Source organism: Blautia pseudococcoides (assembly GCF_001689125.2).
GTDB classification, from domain to species: domain Bacteria; phylum Bacillota; class Clostridia; order Lachnospirales; family Lachnospiraceae; genus Blautia; species Blautia pseudococcoides.
Genome location: NZ_CP015405.2, coordinates 758,269 through 782,250, shown reverse-complemented (window position 1 = coordinate 782,250; position 23,982 = coordinate 758,269). Strand labels below are relative to the sequence as shown.

25 protein-coding genes and 1 pseudogene are annotated in these 23,982 nt (G+C 47.0%); 4 read left to right on the top strand and 22 right to left on the bottom strand.

The annotated features are described in order from the left end of the window. Positions 1–34 precede the first annotated feature (34 nt). The 9 genes from A4V09_RS03585 to A4V09_RS03545 form a co-directional block, all read right to left on the bottom strand. Positions 35–1,375, bottom strand: a complete 1,341-nt coding sequence (locus A4V09_RS03585; RefSeq protein ID WP_065541136.1) for an acetyl-CoA carboxylase biotin carboxylase subunit — start codon at positions 1,373–1,375, stop codon at positions 35–37. 10 nt (positions 1,376–1,385) lie between these two features. Beyond that, positions 1,386–1,814: a 3-hydroxyacyl-ACP dehydratase FabZ gene (gene fabZ, locus A4V09_RS03580; RefSeq protein ID WP_065541135.1), complete on the bottom strand. Its 429-nt coding sequence runs from the start codon at positions 1,812–1,814 to the stop codon at positions 1,386–1,388. An 11-nt stretch (positions 1,815–1,825) separates the two neighbouring features. Next, positions 1,826–2,323 carry an acetyl-CoA carboxylase biotin carboxyl carrier protein gene (gene accB / locus A4V09_RS03575; protein ID WP_065541134.1) on the bottom strand — a complete coding sequence of 166 codons (498 nt, stop codon included), beginning with the start codon at positions 2,321–2,323 and terminating at the stop codon, positions 1,826–1,828. Between the two features lie 10 nt (positions 2,324–2,333). After that, positions 2,334–3,569 (bottom strand): beta-ketoacyl-ACP synthase II, encoded by a 1,236-nt coding sequence (gene fabF / locus A4V09_RS03570; RefSeq protein ID WP_065541133.1) that lies wholly within the window; start codon positions 3,567–3,569, stop codon positions 2,334–2,336. Between the two features lie 9 nt (positions 3,570–3,578). Then, positions 3,579–4,319, bottom strand: coding sequence for a 3-oxoacyl-[acyl-carrier-protein] reductase (gene fabG / locus A4V09_RS03565; protein ID WP_065541132.1), 741 nt, complete (start codon positions 4,317–4,319; stop codon positions 3,579–3,581). A gap of 35 nt (positions 4,320–4,354) precedes the next feature. Continuing rightward, entirely contained in the window at positions 4,355–5,296 is a 942-nt protein-coding gene (gene fabD, locus A4V09_RS03560) for an ACP S-malonyltransferase (protein WP_065541131.1), read from the bottom strand. 126 nt (positions 5,297–5,422) lie between these two features. Then, positions 5,423–5,656: an acyl carrier protein gene (acpP, locus tag A4V09_RS03555; RefSeq protein ID WP_065541130.1), complete on the bottom strand. Its 234-nt coding sequence runs from the start codon at positions 5,654–5,656 to the stop codon at positions 5,423–5,425. A gap of 153 nt (positions 5,657–5,809) precedes the next feature. Then, on the bottom strand, positions 5,810–7,024 hold the full coding sequence (locus A4V09_RS03550; RefSeq protein WP_242963938.1) for an FtsW/RodA/SpoVE family cell cycle protein: 1,215 nt from the start codon (positions 7,022–7,024) through the stop codon (positions 5,810–5,812). A gap of 67 nt (positions 7,025–7,091) precedes the next feature. Then, positions 7,092–8,912 (bottom strand): glycerophosphodiester phosphodiesterase, encoded by a 1,821-nt coding sequence (locus A4V09_RS03545; RefSeq protein WP_065541129.1) that lies wholly within the window; start codon positions 8,910–8,912, stop codon positions 7,092–7,094. 195 nt (positions 8,913–9,107) lie between these two features. Between A4V09_RS03545 and A4V09_RS03540 the strand changes: the two genes are divergently transcribed. Further along, entirely contained in the window at positions 9,108–9,632 is a 525-nt protein-coding gene (locus tag A4V09_RS03540) for a hypothetical protein (protein WP_065541128.1), read from the top strand. Positions 9,633–9,689: 57 nt separating this feature from the next. Here A4V09_RS03540 and A4V09_RS03535 read toward each other — a convergent pair whose 3' ends face one another. Together A4V09_RS03535 and A4V09_RS03530 are read right to left on the bottom strand one after the other, a co-directional pair. Beyond that, complete coding sequence (locus A4V09_RS03535) at positions 9,690–10,127, bottom strand: ACT domain-containing protein (protein ID WP_065541127.1); 438 nt, start codon at positions 10,125–10,127, stop codon at positions 9,690–9,692. A 17-nt stretch (positions 10,128–10,144) separates the two neighbouring features. Then, the gene (locus A4V09_RS03530; protein WP_065544618.1) at positions 10,145–11,446 is read right to left on the bottom strand and encodes a phenylacetate--CoA ligase family protein; all 1,302 of its coding nucleotides are present in this window, start codon (positions 11,444–11,446) and stop codon (positions 10,145–10,147) included. A 213-nt stretch (positions 11,447–11,659) separates the two neighbouring features. Between A4V09_RS03530 and A4V09_RS25125 the strand changes: the two genes are divergently transcribed. The 3 genes and pseudogenes from A4V09_RS25125 to A4V09_RS26305 form a co-directional block, all read left to right on the top strand. Then, positions 11,660–11,947 carry a spore coat associated protein CotJA gene (locus A4V09_RS25125; RefSeq protein WP_089280587.1) on the top strand — a complete coding sequence of 96 codons (288 nt, stop codon included), beginning with the start codon at positions 11,660–11,662 and terminating at the stop codon, positions 11,945–11,947. Next, complete coding sequence (locus tag A4V09_RS03520; RefSeq protein WP_065541125.1) at positions 11,944–12,204, top strand: spore coat protein CotJB; 261 nt, start codon at positions 11,944–11,946, stop codon at positions 12,202–12,204. The genes A4V09_RS25125 and A4V09_RS03520 overlap by 4 nt, the downstream gene beginning before the upstream one ends. A gap of 18 nt (positions 12,205–12,222) precedes the next feature. Beyond that, a pseudogene (locus tag A4V09_RS26305) lies at positions 12,223–12,408 on the top strand (manganese catalase family protein); the annotation flags it as partial. 6 nt (positions 12,409–12,414) lie between these two features. Here the strand turns inward: A4V09_RS26305 and A4V09_RS03510 are convergent. From A4V09_RS03510 to A4V09_RS03460, 11 genes are all read right to left on the bottom strand, one after another. After that, positions 12,415–14,049: a recombinase family protein gene (locus tag A4V09_RS03510; protein ID WP_065541124.1), complete on the bottom strand. Its 1,635-nt coding sequence runs from the start codon at positions 14,047–14,049 to the stop codon at positions 12,415–12,417. A gap of 68 nt (positions 14,050–14,117) precedes the next feature. Beyond that, positions 14,118–14,303: a hypothetical protein gene (locus A4V09_RS03505; RefSeq protein WP_065541123.1), complete on the bottom strand. Its 186-nt coding sequence runs from the start codon at positions 14,301–14,303 to the stop codon at positions 14,118–14,120. Positions 14,304–14,540: 237 nt separating this feature from the next. Next, positions 14,541–15,311, bottom strand: coding sequence for an SDR family oxidoreductase (locus tag A4V09_RS03500; protein WP_065541122.1), 771 nt, complete (start codon positions 15,309–15,311; stop codon positions 14,541–14,543). Between the two features lie 100 nt (positions 15,312–15,411). After that, positions 15,412–16,446 carry an alcohol dehydrogenase catalytic domain-containing protein gene (locus A4V09_RS03495; protein ID WP_065544617.1) on the bottom strand — a complete coding sequence of 345 codons (1,035 nt, stop codon included), beginning with the start codon at positions 16,444–16,446 and terminating at the stop codon, positions 15,412–15,414. A gap of 90 nt (positions 16,447–16,536) precedes the next feature. Next, positions 16,537–17,820: a TRAP transporter large permease gene (locus A4V09_RS03490; protein ID WP_065541121.1), complete on the bottom strand. Its 1,284-nt coding sequence runs from the start codon at positions 17,818–17,820 to the stop codon at positions 16,537–16,539. Continuing rightward, positions 17,820–18,320 carry a TRAP transporter small permease gene (locus A4V09_RS03485; RefSeq protein ID WP_065541120.1) on the bottom strand — a complete coding sequence of 167 codons (501 nt, stop codon included), beginning with the start codon at positions 18,318–18,320 and terminating at the stop codon, positions 17,820–17,822. Before A4V09_RS03485 ends, A4V09_RS03490 begins: the two co-directional genes overlap by 1 nt. Positions 18,321–18,335: 15 nt before the next feature. Beyond that, positions 18,336–19,337, bottom strand: a complete 1,002-nt coding sequence (locus A4V09_RS03480) for a TRAP transporter substrate-binding protein (RefSeq protein WP_065541119.1) — start codon at positions 19,335–19,337, stop codon at positions 18,336–18,338. A gap of 12 nt (positions 19,338–19,349) precedes the next feature. Further along, positions 19,350–20,597: an enolase C-terminal domain-like protein gene (locus A4V09_RS03475; protein WP_065541118.1), complete on the bottom strand. Its 1,248-nt coding sequence runs from the start codon at positions 20,595–20,597 to the stop codon at positions 19,350–19,352. A gap of 174 nt (positions 20,598–20,771) precedes the next feature. Next, positions 20,772–21,440 carry a FadR/GntR family transcriptional regulator gene (locus A4V09_RS03470; RefSeq protein ID WP_065541117.1) on the bottom strand — a complete coding sequence of 223 codons (669 nt, stop codon included), beginning with the start codon at positions 21,438–21,440 and terminating at the stop codon, positions 20,772–20,774. Between the two features lie 206 nt (positions 21,441–21,646). Continuing rightward, entirely contained in the window at positions 21,647–23,542 is a 1,896-nt protein-coding gene (locus A4V09_RS03465) for a heavy metal translocating P-type ATPase (RefSeq protein ID WP_065541116.1), read from the bottom strand. A 57-nt stretch (positions 23,543–23,599) separates the two neighbouring features. Then, positions 23,600–23,821 (bottom strand): cation transporter, encoded by a 222-nt coding sequence (locus A4V09_RS03460; RefSeq protein ID WP_065541115.1) that lies wholly within the window; start codon positions 23,819–23,821, stop codon positions 23,600–23,602. Between the last annotated feature and the right edge of the window lie 161 nt (positions 23,822–23,982).

Here is a 23,982-nt window from a genome sequence, read left to right as displayed (position 1 = left end):
TACTCGTAATGGTAACCGTTCAGATACCTAACTGTTACTCGTAATGCTCTTCTATGAAATGTGTCGTCACATTTCCATCCAGAAAATCTTTCTGGTTCAATATATCATACTGGAAATCCAGGTTTGTCTGCACGCCCTCGATGATCACTTCACCCAGGGTACTCCGCATTTTTGCTATGGCTCCCGCTCTGTCTTTGTCGTGGACGATCACCTTCATGATCATGGAGTCGTAGTTGGGCGGTATCTGATAACCGTTATACACCGCTGTATCAATGCGGACACCATTTCCACCTGGTACATGCAGGTACTCGATCACTCCCGGACACGGCATGAAGTTCTTCGCCGGATTCTCCGCGTTGATCCTGCACTCAATGGCATGGCCCCTCATGCAGAAATCCTCCTGCTTCACAGACAGGGGAAGGCCTGCTGCCACCCGAATCTGCTCTTTTACCAGGTCTACGCCTGAGACAAATTCTGTCACCGGATGCTCCACCTGTATCCTGGTGTTCATTTCCATGAAGAAAAATTCACCGTTTCCGTCAAGGAGGAACTCAATGGTTCCGGCACTCTCGTACCCTACTGCTTTTGCGGCGCGCACAGCCGTCTCACCCATGATCCTGCGCAGTTCTTTTGTAATGGCGCAGGAGGGGGATTCCTCGATCATCTTCTGGTGGCGGCGCTGGATGGAGCAGTCACGCTCCCCTAACTGTACTACATTTCCCAGTCTGTCCCCGATGATCTGCACCTCAATGTGGCGGGGTCTGCCAACATAGCGTTCTAAATACATTGTATTGTCTGCAAAAGCATTTACAGACTCTCTCTGGGCCGTGCTGAAATTCTCCCGGAAGTCCTCTCTGCTCTCCGCTATACGCATACCCTTTCCGCCGCCGCCAGATGAGGCCTTGATCATAATAGGGAAACCGATCTTCTCCGCCTCCTGCAAAGCCTCCTCCACAGTGTATACCGGCTCTTTTGTACCCGGCACCACCGGAACGCCTGCTTCCATCATGGTTCTTCTGGCCTCTGATTTATTTCCCATTTTATTGATCACCGCAGCGGATGGGCCGATGAATGTCACATTGCATTTCTCACACATCTCCACAAATTTACTGTTCTCAGACAAAAAGCCGAATCCCGGATGGATGGCCTCCGCTTTAGTGGCGATGGTGGCACTTAAGATCCGCTCCATGTTCAGATAGCTCTCCGATGCAGCCGCCGGACCGATGCAGACCGCCTCGTCCGCAAGCTGCGCGTGAAGGGCATCCCTGTCCGCCTCAGAATAGACGGCAACGGTCTTGATTCCCATTTCCCTGCAGGCACGGATTATGCGCACCGCGATTTCTCCTCTGTTTGCGATTAATATCTTCTGAAACATATCCGTTCTCCTATCCGATCACAAATGTCATCTCAGCGGATGTGGTTATTTTGCCGTCCTGGTTTCTGGCAACTGCTTTTCCCACGCCGACAGTCCCTTTTTCCTTAATGATCTCCAGTTCCAGGGTCAGTACATCCCCCGGTACTACTTTTGTTTTAAATTTTGCGGAATTGATAGCTCCAAAGTAAGCTGTCTTTCCTTTATTCTCAGGCTTGCTGAGAATGGCCACGGCTCCTACCTGGGCAAGTGCTTCTAACTGAATTACGCCCGGCATTACAGGCTCCTGGGGAAAATGTCCAGCAAAGTACGGTTCATTGTAGCTCACACATTTTTTTCCCACCCCACGGACACCCGGCTCCAGCTCCTCTATGGTATCAATCAGCAGAAAGGGCTGTCTGTGAGGGATGATTTCCATAATTTCCTTTGTGGTCAGTTTCATATCTATGCCTCCTAACGGATTACGAACAATGGCTGTCCGTACTCTACTACTTCCTCATTTTCCACCAGAATCTGTTCCACGGTTCCGTCAAATTCAGATTCAATTTCATTCATCAGCTTCATGGCCTCCACAATTCCCAATACCTGGCCTTTTTTTACAATATCTCCAACTTTTACAAATGTTTCCGCATCCGGTGAGGGTGCGTTGTAGAAGGTACCTACCAGCGGTGACTTCACCACATTGCCGGAAAGGACTGTCTCCCCTGCTTCCTGAAAAGATACCTCAGTCTGAAGGGGTCCCGGCTGTGCCTGGACAGCCTGCATAACAGGGCCGCCGGCTGTTGATGCCATATCAGATCCCGGTGCAGGTGCCATCATGGGCGCTGCGATCACCTTTGTCTGTTTATTTGTCTTCATGGAAATTTTCAGGTTTCCCTCTTCCATGGCAAACTGGGTCAGGTTTGAGTCGCTGACTGTTTTAATTAACTGAATGATTTTTTCAAATTCCATATGCGGCCTCCTAGTCTTCGTACTTTTTGATCAGCAGGCTGGCGTTGTGTCCGCCAAAGCCCAGGGAATTGGTGAGTGCGTAAGGAATTTCCATCTCCACACCCTTTCCTGTCACATAATCCAGATCGCAGTCTTCGTCCGGCATCCGGTATCCTGCTGTAACATGTACAAAATTGTTTTCCATCTCTTTTATACAGGCAATAAACTCCACCGCTCCTGCTGCTCCAAGCAGATGTCCGATCATGGATTTTGTGGAATTGACTTTCATTTTATATGCATGTTCCCCAAATAACTTCTTGATGGCTCTTGTCTCAAACAGATCGTTGTGATGTGTGCTGGTGCCATGGGCGTTAATGTATGTCGCATCCTCCAAAGAGATCTCTGCTTCCTCCACAGCATTCTTCATGGCCCTTGCCGCGCCTTCCCCGTCCTCAGCCGGGGAAGTGATGTGGTAGGCATCACTGGTGGCGCCGTATCCCACAACCTCAGCCAGGATTTTCGCACCGCGTTTCTTTGCATGTTCCAATTCCTCTAAAACCACAATGCCTGCGCCTTCACCCATGACAAAGCCATCTCTTTCTTTGTCAAAAGGAATGGAACAGCGGTCCGGGTCTGTGGATTTGGAAAGGGCTGTCAAAGCTGCAAATCCGCTGACGCCCACCGGGGTAATACAGGATTCCGCACCTCCGGCTACCATAATATCCGCATCCTCGAACTGGATGGTTCTGTAAGCCTCACCGATACAATGGGTACCGGACGCGCAGGCGGTCACCACATTGATGCTCTTTCCCTTTAAACCAAACTGGATGGACACATTTCCTGCTGCCATATTGGAGATCATCATGGGGACCATCAGCGGATTCACCCGGTTCGGTCCCTTTTCCAGCAGCTTCTTGTGTTCTCTCTCAATGGTCTGCAGGCTTCCGATACCGGAACCGATGGAACACCCCACCCGGTACGGGTCCTCCTCTTCCAGGGAATATCCTGACTGGGCAATGGCCTCTTTTGCCGCTGCCACTGCGTACTGGCAGAACAGTTCCATTCGTTTTGCTGCTTTTACATCCATGTATTCCTTGCCCACGAAGCCTTTTACTTCCCCTGCAAGATGTGCTTTATATTCTGAAGCATCGAATTTGGTTATCTGACCGAACCCATGCCTTCCTTCTTTTATGCCATTCCAGAATTCCTCTACGTTTAATCCCAGCGGGGTAATGGCACCCATTCCTGTCACTACTACTCTTCTCATGAAATCCTCCTATATGTTCATACCGCCATCCACACTGATGACCTGGCCGGTAATATAATCTGCTTTTTCTGATGCCAGAAATACCACCATGTCGGCGATATCTTCCGGTTTTCCGAATTTTCCAATGGGTATCTGGCGGCAGGCTGCCTCTTTGATATCCTCTTTCAGCACATCCGTCATCTCTGTCTCCACAAATCCGGGAGCTACGGCATTGACTGTGATCCCTCTGCTTGCCAGCTCTCTTGCCATGGTCTTGGTAAGTCCGATGACCCCTGCCTTGCTTGCCGCATAATTGGCCTGGCCCGCGTTCCCCAGAATTCCGGATACAGAGGAGATATTGATGATCTTTCCGCTTCTCTGCTTTAACATCTGGCGGGAAGTATGGCGGATGGTATTGAAAGCCCCTTTCAGGTTGGTCTCAATGACCGCGTCAAAATCCTCCTCTTTCATTTTCATGATCAGGTTATCTCTTGCGATGCCTGCATTGTTTACCAGAATATCCAAATGTCCGTATTCTATTATCACGTGCCGGATCATTTCCTGGCACGCCTGGAAATCCCCTACGCTGCACTGATACAGGGACGCCTGGCCTCCCTGGGCTTTGATCGTATCCACAACTTCCTGGGCCCGTTCTCTGGAGCCGTTATAATTCACAACCACTGCTGCCCCCTGTGCTGCAAGGGCAAGTGCAATGGCTCTGCCTATGCCGCGGCTCGCTCCGGTCACTAAAGCTGTTTTATTTTCCAACATAATACATTCCCTCACTTTTCAGGCTTATACTGCCTCTATTCTCTATCTGCCGTCTGGTTTTTCAGCGTTTCCACTGCTTTTTCAAAATCCTCCACGGTCTGGATATTCAGCATTTTTACATCCCTGCTGATTTTCCGCATGAAGCCGCTCAAGGTCTTGCCAGGTCCGATCTCCACGAAAGTATCCACTCCATCCGCAATCATTTTCTCCACGCACTGCTGCCATTTCACTGAGGAGGACACCTGCCTTACCAGCAGCTCCTTTACCTGGGAAGCTTTTGTCACATACTCTGCTGTCACATTAGTGGCGTAGGGTATCTTTGGCTCGCCAACCGCAGCACTTTGAAGAACCTCTGCCAGTTTTTCTCCGGCTCCTGCCAGCATAGCCGAATGAAACGGCCCTGACACGTTCAGTGGAACAATCCTTCTGGCTCCCAGCTCCTTCAGCTTTTCGGAAGCCTTTGCCACTGCCCCTTCTTCTCCGGTGATCACAATCTGTCCGGGACAGTTGTAATTGGCTATGGAGACAATCCCTTCCGTCTCCCGGCAGGCTTTTTCAATCACCTCTGCCTCTGTGCCCATAACCGCGGACATGGCGCCGCCCGCGGGCACTGCCTCCTGCATGAAGATCCCCCTTTTTCTCACTACAAAAAAGGCATCCTCCAAAGAGAGGACTCCTGATGCGATACAGGCTCCATACTCGCCAAGGCTCAGGCCCGCGCTCACATCAGGCATAAGGCCTTCCTGCTCCAGTGCCTTTAATATGGCAGCTTCCACGCTTAACATAGCAATCTGTGTGTACTCTGTAACATGGATCTCCTCATTCTCTGTAAAGCAGATCTTGGGAAGATCCAGGCCGGAAACCTGGCTTGCTTTCTCTATCACCTGTCTGCAGACAGGCATTTTATCGTAAAAGTCCTGGCCCATTCCCACATACTGTGCACCCTGGCCCGGAAATATAAATGCTGTTTTACTCATATGGTCCAAACTCCTTTGGCTGTAGAATATTTTGTATTTCAAAGTAAATATTTTTAAAAATAGAACCTGCCATGGCAGTACAGACCGCCGCGGCAGATTCCATTCATCTGCACTATACAGTTACATTTATTCTTCAACGCCCTTATTTTTCAGATACTCCATAACAGCGCCCACAGTTGTCAGTTCCTGTAATTCCTCAGCGGGAATTTCTACGGAATACTCATCCTCAAGTGCCATAACCAGTTCGAATAAATCCAGAGAATCTGCTCCTAAATCATCCTTGAAATTTGTTTCCGGATTGATTTCGCTTTCTTCACAATTTAACTGCTCTGCAATGATTTCTCTCATTTTTTCTAACATGATTTCTTATTCTCCTTTAAAATACATCTTATTCAAATCCATCTTGTGAATTTGTTTTTCTGATTTGATTTTTTGAAATACTTTGATGACCAAAGTATATCTTCTTTACCACCATTTGTCAACCCTTTTCTAAGGGCAACTGTACAGTTACTTTTATGTTTCAAATTTTATCTGTTTTGATACACTTAGGGCAATTCCCATTTCTATCATAAGAAAGAGAATAGATGTACCTCCGTAACTAACAAAAGGCAGTGTGATTCCGGTAGTTGGAATCAGGTTGATGACCACGCAGATATTCAGGATGACCTGAAGGGCAATGTGGAAAAATATCCCGCTCACGATCATGGAACCGTACAAGTCCGGCGCATTCTGTGCAATGAAAAACAGCCGGTACAAAAGATAGCCAAACAGTGCCAGGACGATCATCCCGCCAAACACCCCAAGCTCTTCACAGATGATGGAGAAAATCATATCATTCTGCGCTTCCGGAACCGGTCCCAGCTTCTGCACACTGTTGCCAAGCCCTTTCCCGAAAAATCCCCCGGAGCCAATGGCATACAGGGCCTGCATGATCTGATAGCCGCCGTCCTTAGAATATTGCTCAGGCTGCAGCCACACCATGATACGGCGGAGACGGAAGTCCTCAATGTTACCCACACCGCTTCCCAGTGTCATATGCAGGATAATGATCACAGCCACCAGTACACCGCCCAATATGGCTCCGCTGATCAGAAACGGCTTCATCTTTGGATGTGCCATAAATATCAGAAGTACAGTGATGGCTCCGATTATAATACCTGTACTCAGGTTATCTGTCAAGAGGAAAGCTCCGAGTGCAAGTACGCCGCCCACCGCCAATAGCAGAATCATGGACTGCCATTGCTTTATCTTCCGCCCTATCTTGATGATCAGACAGGGAATGAACGTGATCACAGCTATCTTGGCGATCTCGGAGGGCTGGAACTGTGTCCAGGATGGGCCGAATTTCAGCCAACGCTTTGCACCGTTGACTGTAACACCAAGCGGTGTTGGAACCAGACACATCAGGAACATGGATACCATGTAGATAATGGGTGACAGGTGAAACAACACATGATAGTCAAATCTTGAAAGCCACAGCGCAACGCCAATACTGACCGCACTGATCACCGCCTGTTTTCCAAAATAAGCCATATCGCTGCCTCTCTTTACCTGTGCCAGATAAGAACTGGTACTGTAAAGCATTACCAGGCCAAAGCAGGTGAGAAGAATAACCACTGCCACCAGATTAAAATCATAGTAGCGGACTCTGTTCGCAAATCTGCCTATGGGCTGGCCTCTTTTTCTCTTTTTTGCTGTTCCGGCTTTTTTAGCCACATTTAATGCCATCTGTTTCCTCCACTTTACTCACATCTGTCGTGCCTTCTTAAAATGACACCATGCATTTTAAGCTGTCTTATATTCTCAGGGCATACTTCATAAGCTCCCAAAAGCCTGTCTCCGTCTCACTTTCCCGGTTCATGACCTTTCGCACCAGGAGCGGATTGTCTGTGATGATATTATCCACTCCCACATCCATCATGCGTTTGATGTCACCACGGTAATTGACTGTCCATGCATGGACTTCTTTACCCAGGGAATGTGCTTCTCTGACAAAGGCTTCGTCAATGTAAGTGTACTTTACGCTGAAAAAATCCGCTGCTGTGATCCGAGAAACACTTCCGTATGTCATGGTCATGATGTAGCCGGTTCTGATATTGGGGTTTGCCTTTTTCACCTGCTGCAAAAAACCATAATTCATGGAAGTGATGACACAGTGGTCTTCAAATCCATTCTGTTCGATGACCCTGACCACCTTTTTTACAATGCCCTTATTTTTACCATTATACTTAATCTCTATATTTAAGTCCAGTCTTCCTTTACAAAATTTTAAAACCTCATCCAGAGTGGGGATTTTTTCACCTCTGAACTTTTTATGGAAACTGGAACCGGCATCCAGTTTTTCAATCTCCGCGTATTCCATTTCCCACACATTTTTGTTGACACCTGCAGTCCGCTTCAAAGAGTTGTCATGAAGCAGCACCAGCTCCCCCTCTTTTGTCTCCTGCACATCAATCTCTGCAAAATCCGCGCCGCTGTCAATGGTATAGCCCAGAGAGCTTATTGTGTTCTCGGGTGCCATCAAAGCCCCGCCCCGGTGGGCCGTAACTCCCATGGCAGTCAGCTGGCTACTCACCGCACTGTCGTGGGCGGAAGCCAAAACCACAAGATAAGCCCCTTCTCCGATAAGCAGTATCAGGGTAAGTACCGCTGCTATCCTACGCCTGCCCACTTTTGAAAACCAGATATGGTTCCGGACGATCGCCTCCATGGCAGCCTCCGTCTGGGGCTGTACGTGGAATCTGGCATATATCACGTACACAAATGCCAGGCTGCAGATCAACTGCACCGCACCGGCAAAGATTCCGAGGCCCATGTCGATCCAGCTGCTGTATATGAGCACTGTACTGACTACCGAGGAGCCGGATTTTGTAAGCATGGCAGCCCCGGTCATGCCTGCCTGCACCAGAACGTAGACCACAGCGATAAATACCAGCATTCCTATATGGAGCAGTACAAATCCGCCAAGCGTTTTTTTCCATTGCTTTTTCAGCAGCCTGAGACCGTCCTTCATTCCCTTAATACTCTTCTGCTCCTCTAAAAGACAGTAGGGCAGGGAAAAGATAAATAAGAAGGAGACCAACAGTGTGATCCCCAAAAGGCCATACAAAATCCAGTGCGGCCTTATCACTTTATAAATCTGTCTGGCCGTAAATTCCAGAACCCTGATATATGAGATTTCCCGAATGAGAAAATACATGGACAAAAAGGGAGCCGCCAGAATAATACACAAAAACCAGGAAACATGACTGTTTTTCAGAAAATCCCAGGAACGCTTCACACCTTCAATGAGCATATCACTGATATAAATCTTCCGGCCCTGGTAAGAGTGCCGGAAACAGGACAGAAGGGCAGAGATCTCTATCAAAAACAATAAAAGGATAAGCACCAGAATCCCCAGCAGCAGCACAATGGACAACGGACTTGCCAGAAATTTCAGATAGTTTTCCGCTGTGAGGTAACTGAAGTTCTGTGCTTTCAGTGAGTAATTGACCGCAGCGGAGACAGCATGCATCACCAGCAGAAAGGATGCCGTCCTGTAACCCGTCTCAAAAAGTATAAGACTTACCATATTCTTTTTTACTGCCCTTAACATACTTTTGAAAATCTGCTTCATGCCCTGTCACTTCCCGCCTATGATTCTGTCAGCCCACAGATGCCGCGCCGGCTGTTTCTTCTATTTTAACAAATATTATACCCGAAACACAAGTATACAAATAATTATTTATGCTGCAAAGCAAACCTTGACTTTCTCCTCCTCTATATTATAATGAATTTAGGTAGTTAAAAACATGTAGTGGAGGGTAACGTTATGACACCAGATGAATTGTATACGCAGGCCAAGGAATCTTCGGTCCTGTCACAGGAAGTAACCGATACTTTATTGGAATCGCTGGAGTACAGCAGTATTTCCTTTCTAAACCAGGCTGTTGAGATCCTCAGTGTTTTCCGGGCACGTCTGGAGCGTGGGGACAGGATCACTGTGGAGGATTCCGGAGATGTCTTAAATCTGAAAATTTTTAGGAAATATGTGGAAAATACATTTTCCGACTATATCTATGACCACGTATTCGCAGAGGAACGTGAACAAAAGAGGAGCTATTTCCATCTGGATGCCTGTGAGGGCGGCTACTCGCTGGTTCTGGCCGAGGATGGCAAACAGAATCTCTTTGAATGGATCTCCTCACCCAATGAGAGATTTTCCTTTGTCTATATGAAGGCCACCAATATTGTGTACATAAAGAATATCCGGACAGGAGATTATTTCCCATTTATATCCGAAAACGGAAAATACTGCAGGTATGACAAAGTACAGGGAATGCTTGTGGAAGTATAATAAAGATGCCGCTGGTTACTGTTAAGTGATCCAGCGGCATCTTTTTGATAATATTAATTATTTGTACAATTCATCCAGGTCATCCTGGCAGAGTGGTTTCACCCCGTTCTTTGTCAGGGCTTCGATTGCTTTTTCATTGTCGCCTACTCTTAAAATCATACATGCTTTATCTTTCACGCCTGCGGTGAAGGCATATGTGTACTCCACATTAATCTGATCATCCCCCAGAATCTGCATCACCTTTCCAAGGCTTCCCGGTTTGTTGGAAATGGCTATTGCCAATACCTTTGTGATGGAACAGATATACCCGCAGTCTTTTAAAACTCTGACTGCGTTAAAGGGATCATCCAAGATCAGGCGGATGATTCCGAAATCCTTGGTCTCAGCCAAAGACAATGCCCTCATATTGATCTTATTTTCATTCAGAGCGTTCGCCAGCTCTGCCAGCATACCCGGTTTATTTTCCACAAATACGGAAATCTGTTTTACTGTCATAAAAATCCCCCCTTTTTCTAGTAAAGATTGCGGTTATCAATCACACGTTTTGCTTTTCCTTCGCTTCTGGCAATAGTCTTAGGCGCAACCAGCTTCACAACGGCATAGATACCCAGCATGGACTTCAGGGCCTCGATCAGCTCCCGCTCTCTCACTTCGATCTCGCGGATGGAGTCAGAGAACATTTCCGGTGTCATCTCCACCTGTACCTCCAGCTTGTCACTGTTCTTTTCGCGGCTCACGATGATCTGGTAGTTGGCCGGATACCCCTTGTTGAGAAGTACGGTTTCAATCTGGCTTGGGAATACATTGACGCCTTTGACAATGAGCATATCATCACTTCTGCCCATTGGTTTGGACATGCGCACATGAGTCCTGCCGCAGGAACATTTTTCACGGTTCAGCACGCAGATGTCTCTGGTCCTGTAGCGCAGAAGAGGGAACGCTTCTTTTGTAATGCTGGTAAATACCAGTTCGCCCTTCTCTCCGTCCGGCAGCACTTCACCTGTGGCCGGGTCAATGATCTCAGCAATAAAATGGTCTTCATTAATATGCATACCACCCTGTGCGCTGCACTCAAAAGATACACCAGGGCCGGAAATCTCTGTGAGGCCATAGATATCATACGCGCGGATTCCAAGCTTGTCCTCCACATCACGGCGCATTTCCTCACTCCAGGCCTCTGCTCCAAAGATACCTGCTTTCAGCTTGATCTTGTCCCTGAGGCCTCTCTCACAGATGGTCTCTGCCAGATACGCCGCATAAGAAGGGGTACAGCAGAGGATGGTGGAGCCAAGGTCACACATAAACTGTATCTGCCTGTCCGTATTTCCGGAGGACATGGGTAGCGTCAGGGAGCCTACCTTGTGGGAACCGCCGTTCAGACCAGGACCGCCGGTAAACAGTCCATATCCATAACATACATGTACCACATCCTCTTTTGTACCGCCTGCTGCCATGATCGCTCTGGCGCAGCAGTCGTCCCACAAATCCAAATCATGCTGGGTATAAAATGCAACCACTCTTCTGCCCGTAGTGCCGCTGGTTGACTGAATACGCACACAGTCAGAGAGGGGAACTGCCAGCAGTCCGTAGGGATATGCCTCACGCAGGTCTTCTTTCGTCAAAAAGGGAAGCTTATGTAAGTCATCCACGGATTTAATATCCTCAGGCACTATGCCTTTTTCTTCCATTTTCGCTCTGTAATAGGGCACGTTGTCATATACATGCTTTACCTGTTTTGCCAGGCGCTCGTCCTGCCACTCCCGAATCTGCTCTCTTGAGGCACATTCGACATCCGGCTGATAATAATTCTCCATTGCTGTAAATTCCTTTCCATCCATTTTACTATAAAAACAACATCCCGGACCATCTATTGTTTCGGTCCTGACACGCCTGCCGCCAAACCTGTCCTGCAGCGGCTCGTTTTTGTTATTATATCATTTTAGCGCTTCAGCGTAAAGAATATTTAACATTTTATGCTTTCTTTCATAAGATATTACTGTATAAGTAAATAAAAAGGATAAACAGATATGGAAAAATGTCGAATGAATTATCAGGGCGTCCGTCCGCATTATCCGCCGAACAGAGAAATGCCGGCCCGGGAAAACTGCGGCCGCCGTACACCCTGCGGCTGTAACTGCGATATGGTAGACAACACCTCAATCTATGAACATGCCGATAAGCTGCCGCTTACCATGGCATATGTACCCATGCAGAAATACAAAAAAACATTTGAACTCTGCAAAGGCCTGCAGATGGGAACCATCTTCCCTGAACTGTGCAAGCCATTCTGCGGAAAGAGAGGTGGCTGTCGATGAAAGAATGCAGACGCAGTAAAGCGCAGTTAATGCAGCTGATCAATGAAGTCAGCTTTGCTGTCAACGATATGAACCTCTATCTTGACACCCATCCGGATGACAAGTCCGCCATGGAATTTATGTGCGATAAAATCCGCATCCGCGAAGAAGCACTGAAAGAATATGCCATGTACTATGGCCCGCTTACCATTGCAACTGCTGATGATGACTGCAGCAACTCATGGGATTGGGTGATGCAGCCGTGGCCTTGGGAATAGAAAGGAGTTTGCTAGAATATGTGGAATTATGAGAAGAGATTACAGTATCCGATTAATATTAAGACTCCGAATGCCAAGGCTGCTTTGTATATTATGAGTCAGTATGGTGGACCTGATGGAGAAATCGCCGCTTCTATGCGTTATCTGTCACAGCGTTTCGCAATGCCTAACCGCATCGCCATGGGTACCCTGAATGATATAGGTATATCGTTACCGCTTTGCCCCCCATTTACCTTTCCCCACCATGCCGTTATTCATATTTTTCTTAACAAGACACACATCCAGGATTTCCGTAGTATAATTTTCACGTTTGCCGCTGGTCTGTATCCGCATTTTTATCCCAAACGGCAAATCTTTCAGCCATATACAAACAATCTGTCCAGGATACACGACAGCCTTATCAAGTATTTCTCGGTAAAGGACATCTTCCTCCTCCTGAAAACGCAAGATACCTTTGATCGTTTTTATGTATTTTTCCGGACAATTACTTTCTTTCTCCTCAATCTCCTTCTCCTTTTCTATTTTTAACAGCCTTCTTTCCAGTCTTTTGATCTGCCCGTCGTACCAATCTTTCTGTTCAGCCAATTCTTGGGCATTTAAGATTCCCTCCAACGCCAAATCAACACATTTTTTCTTTTTGGACTGAATTTCTCCTATCCTTTTCTCAATAAAAGAGTCATCGTCCGTGTATAGCTCTGTCCGTTTCAGCCTTTTAATGCTCTGTAGAAGTTCTGCCGCTATAGTATCCTTTTCAATCCTTACCTGCTTTACCGCAAAAGACACACAGGCACGCAGCGCCAAGTCACTGACTGCTGTGTTTTGGCAGCAGGATTTACCATGATTTGCATGATTATAACATCTCCAGCTTTTGTAGATACTTCCATCGCTGCGTTTTTTTGTACGGATCACGAAACTTCCTCCGCATTCCCCGCATTTTACTTTTCCACTGCACCAATAATGACTGCATTGCCCGGCCACTCTTTGCTGCGATGAGGATCTTACTTTCAGCTCTCTCTGTGTTCTGTCCCACAGTTCCCTGTCAATGACCGGTGTGTGATGGTTTTTCAAATATACCATTTCCTCCTCCCCCTCATTTCTTTTTTTTCTGTGGGACAAGAAATCCGGGGTGATTGTTTTTTTCTGGCACAGATCCCCTGCGTACTTCTCGTTTTTCAGAACTTTTAAAATCATAGTATTAGACCATCTCTCTCCCTGTTTAGGCGGTATCCCCTCCTCCGTAAGCTCTCTGGCAATAACATGCGTGCCTTTTTGTTCATTTGTATATTTGTGGAATATGGCTTTGACGATCCCTGCCTCCTCCTCATTGACAAATAAATTGCCTGCCTTCACCGTATACCCAAGCAGGTCCCTGCCAAATACCACTCCCTGTTCCATCCTGCGTTTCTGTCCCCATTTCACACGTTCAGATGTCTTTCTGCTTTCATCCTGGGCAAGGGTTGCCATGATAGACAGACGAAGTTCTCCATCTCCGTCCATGGTATCAATATTATCAATGGTAAAAATAACGCGGACTCCCTTTTCCTTCAGTTTTCTTATATAAGAAAGAGTATCCACCGTGTTCCTGGCAAATCTTGATACTTCTTTTGTAAGGATTAAATCTATTTTACCAGCCATGGCATCCTGAATCATCTGGTTAAACCCTCTTCGGTTTGCAGTCTGGGTTCCGCTGATACCTTCATCATAATAAATACCGGTCAATTCCCAATCTTCGTGCTGACGAATGTAATCAGAAAAATACTCCCGCTGGCTTATGAGGGAATTCACCTGATCATCCTTCTCTGTGGATACTCTTCCGTACGCAGCTGCCCTTACTTTCTTTTTCATCTGGAAAGCCTCCAAACTTATCATATCAAATATATGACCCGGAAAATGATTCCGGCAGCCACATGATTTCATGGTTCCAGTTCATTCAGCAGCTGACTGAGCTGCTCATCTGTCAGCAGGCCGCTTCCATGAAGCTCTTTACAGATTCCCCGTTTTAACTGCCTGCAAAAATGCATCTGTTGTTTTGGCGTCAGCACAATATTTTCCATACCTTCCTGCTGCATCCAGATATCCTTCTCATTACAATTTCCCACATGGCATCCCCTGCTTTGTCATTATAATAGAATATGCAGAAACAAAACTTTTGCCATACTGTTATGTTTTTACGGTCAGCGCAGCAAATGCGCAGACCTGCTGAACACTTACCTTAAAACTAACATCCTGGACAATGTACAGATATACGGGCAGGATGACAGACAAAAAAGCACCTGAAAGCGGCTGCTGGTCTCTGCCGCTTTTAGGCACTTACTGTCATACTTTTCTTAATTTTATTACTTTACAAGATATCCTCCATCCACAGGAATTATGGCTCCGCCCAAATAATCACTGGCATGTGATGCCAGGAAAATACAGGCACCTTTCATATCCTCTCCGGTCCCCCACCGGTTGGCTGGAATCCTGTCTGTGATCTGCTGATATCTTGGATTTTCCTGGTCCAAAAGAGCCGCATTCATCTCTGTAGCCATATATCCGGGCGCAATAGCATTTACATTGATGCCTCTTGCGATCCAATCATTGCTCAGCTCTTTTGTAAGCTGTGTCACTCCACCCTTTGCCGCAGTATAGGCTGGAACTGTCTGTCCGCCAAACCAGGATACCATGGAGGCAATATTGATGATCTTACCATAGCCCTTTTCCAGCATGACTTTTGCCGCTTCCTGACACAGGATAAATACCGAATTCAGATTGACATTCAAAACCTCATCCCATTCCTCAATCGGAAAAACCTCTGCACTGTGGCGTCTCTGAATCCCATGAGCAGTCACAAGGATATCCAAATCTTTTCCAAGCTTCTCCACACACTCCCGGAAGCAGAGATACACTTCCTCACGGACGGCAAGATTCGCTTTTACGCCATGGCATTTAAAACCTTTCCCGCGAAAATGTGCTGCCGCCTCGTGTACCTTCGCAGATGTTCCTACAATGGCCACTTCACAGCCGGCTTCCATAAGACCCTCTGCCATCCCATATCCCAGGCCTCTTGTCCCGCCTGTCACGATCGCCTTTTTCCCTTCAATATTAAATAATTCATTTCCCTTCATACATATACTGCAGGATTTATATCCTGCCCTCCTTTCTAAAATCCCTATTGTAATCGCTCATCACCGAGCAGCATCATGTCGCCCTGTTTACATACCATACTTAAAACAGGATGACCATTTTCTTCACTGCAGGTTCCGGATGGTCCATATAATAAAATACTTTATCTATTTCACTGAAGTTTATAAATGTAGTGGCAATTCCCTTTGTATCAAACTTCTTATTTTCCATACCAGAAATAGTCGGCTCAAATTTATAACATGACATTCTGGTTCCAATAATATCCAGCTCTCTCTGGTTGATCATGGCCTGTGTGATTTCTTCCGGTTTTGTACAGAATCCCAGGGGAACCACACGCCCTGCATTACAGATGATCCCCGGCTGCATGACCATAGTGAGAGATCCCGGAAAACAGGCTGAATCAAATGCGATGGTAACTCCATGGCCCTCTGTGATCCTCTGTACCGCTTCTGCCAGGTTTTCCTTCTCTGTATTGATCACATGGTCTGCACCGTATCCCCTGGCCCGTTCCAGGGAACTGTCGCTGATATCACAGCAGATGACGGTTTTACATCCTTTTGCCTTGCAGGTCTGCAGTATAATAGCTCCGATCGTACCCGTCCCAAGTATCAGGACTGTATCCTCAGGCACCACCCGGCCTCTTGCCGTACAATGTGCACCGATTGCGTAAGGCTCCACAAGCGCAGCATCCTCCCATGTCACGCTGTCAGCGATCCTGTAGACCTCCTTTGCAGGCGCTGTAAAATATTCCCTCCAGCCGCCGTCCATACCGGAGCCCCTGACCATTACCTTCTCACATACATTCTTTCTTCCAATCCTGCACTGATAGCACTCTTGGCAGGTATGGATCAGGTCCACGATCACATGGTCTCCCTCTTTTATATCTGCCACATTTTTTCCTGTTTTCACCACAATTCCTGCATTTTCATGACCCGGAATACGGGGATATGTGGAGCAGGGATTCGCACCGTGATAAATATGGTGGTCACTTCCGCATACACCTGCAGCTTTCATCTGGATCAGGACTTCATCATCACCGGGAACGGGAATAGGGACTTCACGCACTTCCACCTGATGAGGCTTTACTACAACTACTTCCTTCATGGTATTCTTCATTTTCTTTCCTTTCCGGGTAATCCCCTCTGCCCGGAAAAATACCCGGGCAGTATTTATCTTCACAAATTAAAGTCCAACCATATCACTCCTTCAGGAAACCAGGTTCGGCAGCAGTGTGGATAGGGCGGGAACATAGGCAAAAATAACAGCACACACCACTTCCACTGCCACAAAGGGAATCAGATTCTTTGCCACTTTACTGACCGGCTGCTCCGAGAATCCACATGCCACAAACATGGTGGTTCCAAAAGGCGGTGTAGCCTGTCCAAGTGCCAGCAGAAATACAAACAGCATACCAAAATGAACCGGGTCCACCCCAAATGCCACAGCGATAGGTGCCAGAATAGGACCGAGAATCAGGTTGGTGGCTCCTACTTCCAGAAACATACCGCAGATGAGAAGCAGAACAATGATCAGTGCCAGGAATACATATTTATTACTTGCCACTGCCATAAATGCATTGGTCACTGCAACCGGAATCTTATAATAAGTGATCAGATATCCGAACATCTGTGCCGTAACCACCAGAAACATAAGATTAGCGGTGCTTACAGCCGTTCCTTTCAATATCTCCCACACATCTTTTCCGCTGATTTCCCTGTAAATGGCAATACAAACCAGAAAACCATAGAACACGGCAACCACAGCCGACTCCGTGGGCGTAAAAATTCCCGCGTAAATGCCACCCAGAATAACGATTGGCATGATCAATGCCCAGATCGCATCTTTGAAGGAGAGCAAAAACCTCTTGAAAGAAAATCCGGCTTCTTTTGGAAAATTACATTTCTTAGCTTTGTAAAATGCATATACACAGAGCAGTATTCCGCATAATATCCCCGGCAGGACGCCCGCCATCAGAAGTTTTGCCACCGATACACCTGTAATATTACCATATATAACAAAGACAGTGGACGGCGGGATCACGATCCCCAGTGTTCCGCCGATTGCCTGTACGGCTGCCGCATAATCCTTCGGATATCCACGTTTTACCATTTCCGGATACATCAAACCGCCGATCGCCGCTGTTGTGGCAACAGATGAACCGGAAATTGCCGCAAAAAAGGTACATGCCACTATAGATACCAGGGAAATCCCCCCTGAGATCCACCCCACAAAGGAATCCGCAAAAGCCACCAGCCGTTTGGACAAGCCGCCTTTTGACATAATGTCCCCTGCCAGAAAGAAAGCCGGAAGTGCCAGCATAGAAAAGTTATCACACCCCGTAAAAATTTTCTGAGTGATCATGGCAAAAGATAACGCCGGGTCTAAAAATATAGCACAGATGCATGCCCCTCCCAAAGCCCAGGTGATAGGAAGGCCAAGAAGCATGAGAACGATAAGTACGACGATTAAAGCAACTGCGGAAGCTGACATCAGTGATTTCCCCCTTTCTTTTCTGTAGTTTTCATCATTATGGTTTCCTGCAGTTTAAAGATGACGGAAACCACTGCAAGCCCAAACCCAAGACATAAAATTCCATACATAACATTCATGGGAATCCTCATGGCCGGGCTCATCTGATACCCTCCGATGCGCAGCATACCAAAGGTGCTGTAAAAAAACACTGCAGATATGCCAAGCGCCAGAACCTGTCTTCCTATCTCAAAAGCCTTCTTCATCCTGCCCGGAAGAAAATTATCTATAATGTCTATGCGGACCATAAGGTTCTGGGAAATACCCATATTGATCCCCAGCAGAATCATTGCTACAAACAGATATCTGGATGCCTCCTCAGACCAGGGTATGCTGTAAAAAATCACATATCTGGTAAAGGTCTGCACCAGGATGATCACCATGATCGCCACCAGTATGACCGCAGTCAATGCATTCACAGCATTCTGCAGCCTGTTAAAAACCTGCTTTGCTTTCTCCATTTTCCTTCTCCTCCACTATTTTGCCGCTGCTATTTTGTCCAGAGTCTCTTTATAATCCGCACCGTAAGTATCCCTGACGCTCTGTGTCTCAGTGATCAGCTCTGTCTTGTCCGGGTAAGTCACTGCCATCCCCTGTTCCTCCAGTGTGGAAATAGCCTCCTTATCCATCTGTCTGCTCAGTTCACGCTCCGCCAGGTTGGCTTCCTCCATACATTCCGTAATGATCTGCCGATCCTCATCTGAAAGGGCATCCCATGTCTTTGGTGCCATCAGAACATATACGGTGGAGTACACATGCTCTGTGATCGCCATATATTTATTCACTTCCACCACGTTGTTTTTATCAATAACCGTGGCTGGATTTTCCTGCCCGTCAATGGCCCCCTGCTGCATAGCTGTGTAAGCTTCACTCCAAGCCATGGGTACCGGATCAGCTCCCAGGGCTTTCCATAGCTTCTGATGAATCTCATTTTCCATAACACGGATTCTAAGCCCTTTCACATCCCCCGCACTACCGATATCCCTCTTGGAATTTGTCAGATTGCGGAAGCCGGATTCCCAAATACCAAGACCCTTCAGTTCCACTTTTTCCAGTCTTTTGAGAAAATCCTGTCCAATCTCCCCCATAAATACCTTATCCGCATGCTCTGTTCCCTCAATCACATATGGTAGGTCAAAGGCCGCGATCTCAGGGATGAAATTTGCCAGCACACTTTGATTTACCACCGCCATGTCCAGGTTTCCAAGTTCACATGCCTCGATATTATCTCGCTCTGAACCAAGCTGTCCATTATGAAAAACAGAGATTTCAATTCTTCCCCCTGACTTTTCCCTGACATTTTCCGCAAAAGTCTCCATGGAGATTCCAATTGCCCCGTCCGCTGCTGATGTCTGCGCCATTCTAAGGCTCACCTTACCATTTTCGTCGTAAATATTGCTGTTTTTGCCGCATCCCGCCACAGCCAGCGCCAGTATTATTCCTGCCATGGACAATGCTGCCAGTCTTTTTACCTTCATGTTACCCTCCCTTTACGGTGTCTGAAGAGAACCGTCTCTCAATCTTGTCTGTGTCCATGTAGTGACTGTCTTCTCACATGGATATTTTGCTGCCTCCTTCTCATCCACATCCACGCCAAGTCCTGGTTTGTCATTGGCATATACATAGCCTTCGTAAAATTGTGGCAGTCCCGGAAATACATCCAGCAGGGCACCGTGGGGTCCCTTCAAATCCTGTATCACAAAATTAGGCGGTTCAATCCCGGACCATTCCTGCACCCCAAAATTAGGTGCTGCCAGATCAATATGAATGTTAGCCGCATGAGCCAGAGGAGACATATCCCCGGGTCCGTGCCACGCAGTGCGCACACCAAACTGTTCCGCAAAAATCTGGAGCTTTCTGGCCGGCGTGATCCCCCCAATCTGGCTGATATGTACACGAATGAAATCAATCAACTGTTCCGCAATGAGTTGTTTCCACTCTCTGGGATTATTGAAAAGCTCTCCCTGGGCAATGGGGATGCTGGTCTGCTCCCGCATATTTTTCAGCCAGTTTGTCTGCTCCAGGGGTACCGGGTCCTCCAGGAAAAACAAATCAAAGGGTTCCAGTTCTTTCGCCAGTTTGATGGCTTCCACAGGAGCGATCCGCTCATGTACATCATGTACCAATTCCATGTCATACCCGATTCTGTCACGGATTTCCCCAAAAAGCTTGACTGTGTCACGGACATATTTTCTGGAATCCAGATACATACCGTCATGCGCCCCCACAGGCGCTGTCTTAGGGGTCTGTCCGTAAGGGGTCCCGCCGTAGCCGCCGCACTGGCAGCGCAGATGTGTAATGCCCATCTCTTGAAATCTATGGATATTATCGCAGATTTCCTCAATATCTCTCCCGTCCACATGGCGGTAAACCGGTATCCCCTCTCTCATCCTGCCTCCAAATAGCTGATACAGCGGCATATCTGCCAACTTTCCTTTGATATCCCACAAGGCCATATCAATACCGGATATGGCGTTATTTTCAATCGGACCGTTTCTCCAATAACCATTTTGATGCATGAGCTGCCATAATTCCTCAATATTCTCAGCATCACGCCCCAGAAGAAGCGGTTTCAAATACTCCTCAATCAAATGTTTGACCGCCAAATGGCGGTATGCAAATGTGGCACATCCCAAACCGTACAACCCCGGCTGGTTTGTCTCCACCCTGACCACAACAAGGTTGATACCCTCCGGCGCCGTACATATGACCCGTATGTCCTGAATTTTAACTGACATCTTTCTCCTCCTAATACTTATTACTCGTCATACAAGTTAGCGTATAAAAATCATGGTCATCCCTGTCTGTTCCCCATATAACTGCCTGTTCCATGATCAAAACAGGCAGTAACTGTCCAACCTATCATATCTGCCGCTCTGAAATGCACAAGGTTTCCCATCCGGCAGAACTACTTACAGTTTTTTCATGGCAGCATCCAGATGTTCATACATAATATCATGGGCCGCATCCGCATCCCTGTTTTTGAACGCATCCAGAATCTGAGCGTGATAATGAATACCTGAATCGTAACCAAACAGTTCATTCATCTGTTCATGATTCTGCCTTGTCTCCTGAAAAACTTTGTGAAGACTTTTTTCCAGTAAAGGATTGCCGGTTGAACGGCAGATGACCTCATGGAACTTCAGGTCTGCGTTTACAAACTTTTCCCGGTTTCCCTGAAACATCTGCATCTGCTCCAGATATGTCTCCAGAGCGGTCATAATCTCAGGGGTAGACTTTTCCACCGCCAGTCTGCAGGCATCCGGTTCCAGTATCTTTCTGAATTCCAGCACTTTTTCAATATCCCTGCAGTCCTCCGATGTGATTTTGTTCTCAGTCTCATCCCAGTTTTCCACACGGCTGTTGATCAGATAGGTGCCTTTTCCATGCACACTTTCCAGAACACCCAGGCCAATCAGGTATTGCAGCGCGGTCCTGATGCTGGAACGGCTCACACCAAGTTCTTCTGTCATCTGATTCTCTGATGGTATCTTCTCCCCAACGGCCCAGTTTCCGGATTCAATATTCTTCTTCAGATAATCCACCACCTGGCTGGTTACATTGACACGTTTTATCTTCATATCTCTTCCCTTCGCCTCAACTTGTAGGACAAGTGATAAGTTCATTATAATCCTTTTTCCTTTTCTGTCAATATTATTCGGAGATAATTTTACCACAGCACCATGTTTTCGTAAATAATGGACAAAAGCAGCCGGCACGACTTAGTAAAATTGACGTAACCGCTCGGTGATCCGAACGGTTACAAACTGATTTTACTTCTCTTTACTTATGCAGCCGCAGTCTCCCGGATGCTCTCCTTCTTCAGCACTCTGTCTTCCTTCGGCACCCTCAGTGCACGTACCGCGTTTAAGATGGCAATGACAGATACGCCTACATCCGCAAATACGGCTGCCCACATGGATGCAATTCCAAGAGCTCCGAGAAGCAGCACAATGCCTTTGACTCCCAGGGCAAATATTATATTCTGGCGGACAATCCGCAGTGTTTTTCTTGAAATGCCTATGGCTGCCGCGATTTTTGACGGCTCATCTGTCATAATGACAATGTCCGCCGCTTCGATGGCCGCATCAGACCCCAGACCTCCCATGGCAATTCCGATGTCAGCCCTGGCAAGTACAGGGGCATCGTTGATTCCATCCCCAACAAAGGCCAGCCTGCCCTTTTCGCTTGTCTCTTCCAGCAGTCTCTCCATATGCTCCACTTTATCCGCAGGAAGCAGTTCTGTATAAGCCAAATCCAGCCCCAGTTTTTCTGCCACTTTTTCTCCCACAGCCTTCGCATCTCCGGTGAGCATAACGGTTTTCCGGACACCGGCTTTTTTCAGTTCCCTGACTGCAAACGCTGCATCATCCTTGATCTCATCCTCAATCAGGACAGCTCCCCGGTATTTCCCATCTTCGGCAACATACACAACTGTACCGGCTTCGGTAACAGGCTGAAATGGTATGTTTTTTGATCTCATCAGCTTTGCGTTTCCAGCCAGTACCTTTTTCCCATCCAGAGAGACAGAGATACCGTGGCCCGCGATCTCCTGCACATCTGTTACCCCAAACCGCTCTGTGTCTTTTCCGTATGCTTTCACAATAGACCTGGAAATGGGATGGCTGGAGTCTTTTTCCGCACGGGCGGCCAGTTCCAGCAGTCTTTCACCGGAAATCCCCTGGGGATAACATCTAGTCACAGCAAAGGACCCTTTTGTAAGTGTTCCTGTTTTATCAAACACCACTGTCTCCGCTTTTGCAAGAGCTTCCAGATAATTACTTCCTTTAATCAGCACACCACATTTTGAAGCACCGCCGATTCCTCCGAAGAAACTCAGGGGGACAGAGATCACAAGGGCACACGGGCAGGAAATCACAAGGAATGTGAGCGCTCTGTGTATCCAGGGTGCAAATGCCTGCCCCATAAGTAAAGGAGGTAAAACAGCCAGCAGCGCGGCCGCGGCTACAACAGAAGGTGTATAATATTTTGCAAATCGTGTGATAAAAGCCTCGGATTTTGACTTTTTACTGCTGGCATTCTCTACCAAGTCCAGTATTTTAGATACCGTTGATTCTCCGTAGAGCCTGCCCACACGGATTCTCAGCGTTCCTGTCTGGTTAATACATCCGCTGATGACTTCTGCGCCGGCTCCGATTTCCCTGGGCATGGATTCCCCGGTGAGCGCGGAGGTATCTAAAGTGGAATTTCCCTCCAGAACCGTTCCGTCAAGAGGTACCCTTTCTCCCGGCTTCACCAGTATCACATCTCCTACAAGAACTTCGTCCGGGTCAACTCTGGTTTCTTTTCCTTCCCGCACCACATTGGCATAGTCAGGCCGTATATCCATCAGCCCTGCAATAGAACGGCGTGATTTGCTGACAGCATAAGACTGAAATAACTCTCCCACCTGATAAAACAACATGACTGCAACGCCCTCTTTATATTCTCCCAAGTACATAGCACCCACAGTGGCTACTGTCATCAGGAAATTTTCATCAAACACCTGACCGTGGAGAATATTGGAAATAGCTTTCCAGATAATATCCCACCCGATCACTGCATAACAGACCAGAAATCCTATAAATTTCCCTGTTTCATTCATGGGAAGCCATAAAACCGGAAGGAAAATAAGAACAGCCGTTAGAATCCTGTATAATTGTTTTTTCTGTTTTTTGGTCATTTTTTTCATCCTTTCTTTGAATGACAGCGGCGGTCCCGCAGACCTGCCGCTACTGACTTAGATTTTCTTTACCGTGACATCCGGTTCGATTTTCCGGATCAATGTAACCACTTTCTCTGCAATCTCCTGAAAATGCTCCTGATCTGCCTCTAATACCATTTTCTGATTCAAAAAATTAACTTCAGCACTGGCTACCCCCTCTATCTTTCTCACGGAGTCCTCAATTTTTGCAGCACAGTGTGCACAGTCTAAATCTAACAACTTAAATGTTTTTTTCATAACTATATTCTCCCTATACTATTATTATTTTCATATGAACATTTATTCATATGTTCATATATAATATACAAAGTATTTTCCGGTCTGTCAATACCTTTCTTTAAAAAACAATTAAAAAACAGAGCGTCAGCGCTCATTACAAGCTGCTGCCGCTCTGTTTC

Coding starts and splice junctions, on each gene's coding strand:
- A4V09_RS03585 (WP_065541136.1), bottom strand. CDS start 1,375: ATGTTTCAGAAGATATTAATCGCAAACAGAGGAGAAATCGCGGTGCGC.
- fabZ (WP_065541135.1), bottom strand. CDS start 1,814: ATGAAACTGACCACAAAGGAAATTATGGAAATCATCCCTCACAGACAG.
- accB (WP_065541134.1), bottom strand. CDS start 2,323: ATGGAATTTGAAAAAATCATTCAGTTAATTAAAACAGTCAGCGACTCA.
- fabF (WP_065541133.1), bottom strand. CDS start 3,569: ATGAGAAGAGTAGTAGTGACAGGAATGGGTGCCATTACCCCGCTGGGA.
- fabG (WP_065541132.1), bottom strand. CDS start 4,319: ATGTTGGAAAATAAAACAGCTTTAGTGACCGGAGCGAGCCGCGGCATA.
- fabD (WP_065541131.1), bottom strand. CDS start 5,296: ATGAGTAAAACAGCATTTATATTTCCGGGCCAGGGTGCACAGTATGTG.
- acpP (WP_065541130.1), bottom strand. CDS start 5,656: ATGTTAGAAAAAATGAGAGAAATCATTGCAGAGCAGTTAAATTGTGAA.
- A4V09_RS03550 (WP_242963938.1), bottom strand. CDS start 7,024: ATGGCATTAAATGTGGCTAAAAAAGCCGGAACAGCAAAAAAGAGAAAA.
- A4V09_RS03545 (WP_065541129.1), bottom strand. CDS start 8,912: ATGAAGCAGATTTTCAAAAGTATGTTAAGGGCAGTAAAAAAGAATATG.
- A4V09_RS03540 (WP_065541128.1), top strand. CDS start 9,108: ATGACACCAGATGAATTGTATACGCAGGCCAAGGAATCTTCGGTCCTG.
- A4V09_RS03535 (WP_065541127.1), bottom strand. CDS start 10,127: ATGACAGTAAAACAGATTTCCGTATTTGTGGAAAATAAACCGGGTATG.
- A4V09_RS03530 (WP_065544618.1), bottom strand. CDS start 11,446: ATGGAGAATTATTATCAGCCGGATGTCGAATGTGCCTCAAGAGAGCAG.
- A4V09_RS25125 (WP_089280587.1), top strand. CDS start 11,660: ATGGAAAAATGTCGAATGAATTATCAGGGCGTCCGTCCGCATTATCCG.
- A4V09_RS03520 (WP_065541125.1), top strand. CDS start 11,944: ATGAAAGAATGCAGACGCAGTAAAGCGCAGTTAATGCAGCTGATCAAT.
- A4V09_RS03510 (WP_065541124.1), bottom strand. CDS start 14,049: ATGAAAAAGAAAGTAAGGGCAGCTGCGTACGGAAGAGTATCCACAGAG.
- A4V09_RS03500 (WP_065541122.1), bottom strand. CDS start 15,311: ATGAAGGGAAATGAATTATTTAATATTGAAGGGAAAAAGGCGATCGTG.
- A4V09_RS03495 (WP_065544617.1), bottom strand. CDS start 16,446: ATGAAGAATACCATGAAGGAAGTAGTTGTAGTAAAGCCTCATCAGGTG.
- A4V09_RS03490 (WP_065541121.1), bottom strand. CDS start 17,820: ATGTCAGCTTCCGCAGTTGCTTTAATCGTCGTACTTATCGTTCTCATG.
- A4V09_RS03485 (WP_065541120.1), bottom strand. CDS start 18,320: ATGGAGAAAGCAAAGCAGGTTTTTAACAGGCTGCAGAATGCTGTGAAT.
- A4V09_RS03480 (WP_065541119.1), bottom strand. CDS start 19,337: ATGAAGGTAAAAAGACTGGCAGCATTGTCCATGGCAGGAATAATACTG.
- A4V09_RS03475 (WP_065541118.1), bottom strand. CDS start 20,597: ATGTCAGTTAAAATTCAGGACATACGGGTCATATGTACGGCGCCGGAG.
- A4V09_RS03470 (WP_065541117.1), bottom strand. CDS start 21,440: ATGAAGATAAAACGTGTCAATGTAACCAGCCAGGTGGTGGATTATCTG.
- A4V09_RS03465 (WP_065541116.1), bottom strand. CDS start 23,542: ATGACCAAAAAACAGAAAAAACAATTATACAGGATTCTAACGGCTGTT.
- A4V09_RS03460 (WP_065541115.1), bottom strand. CDS start 23,821: ATGAAAAAAACATTTAAGTTGTTAGATTTAGACTGTGCACACTGTGCT.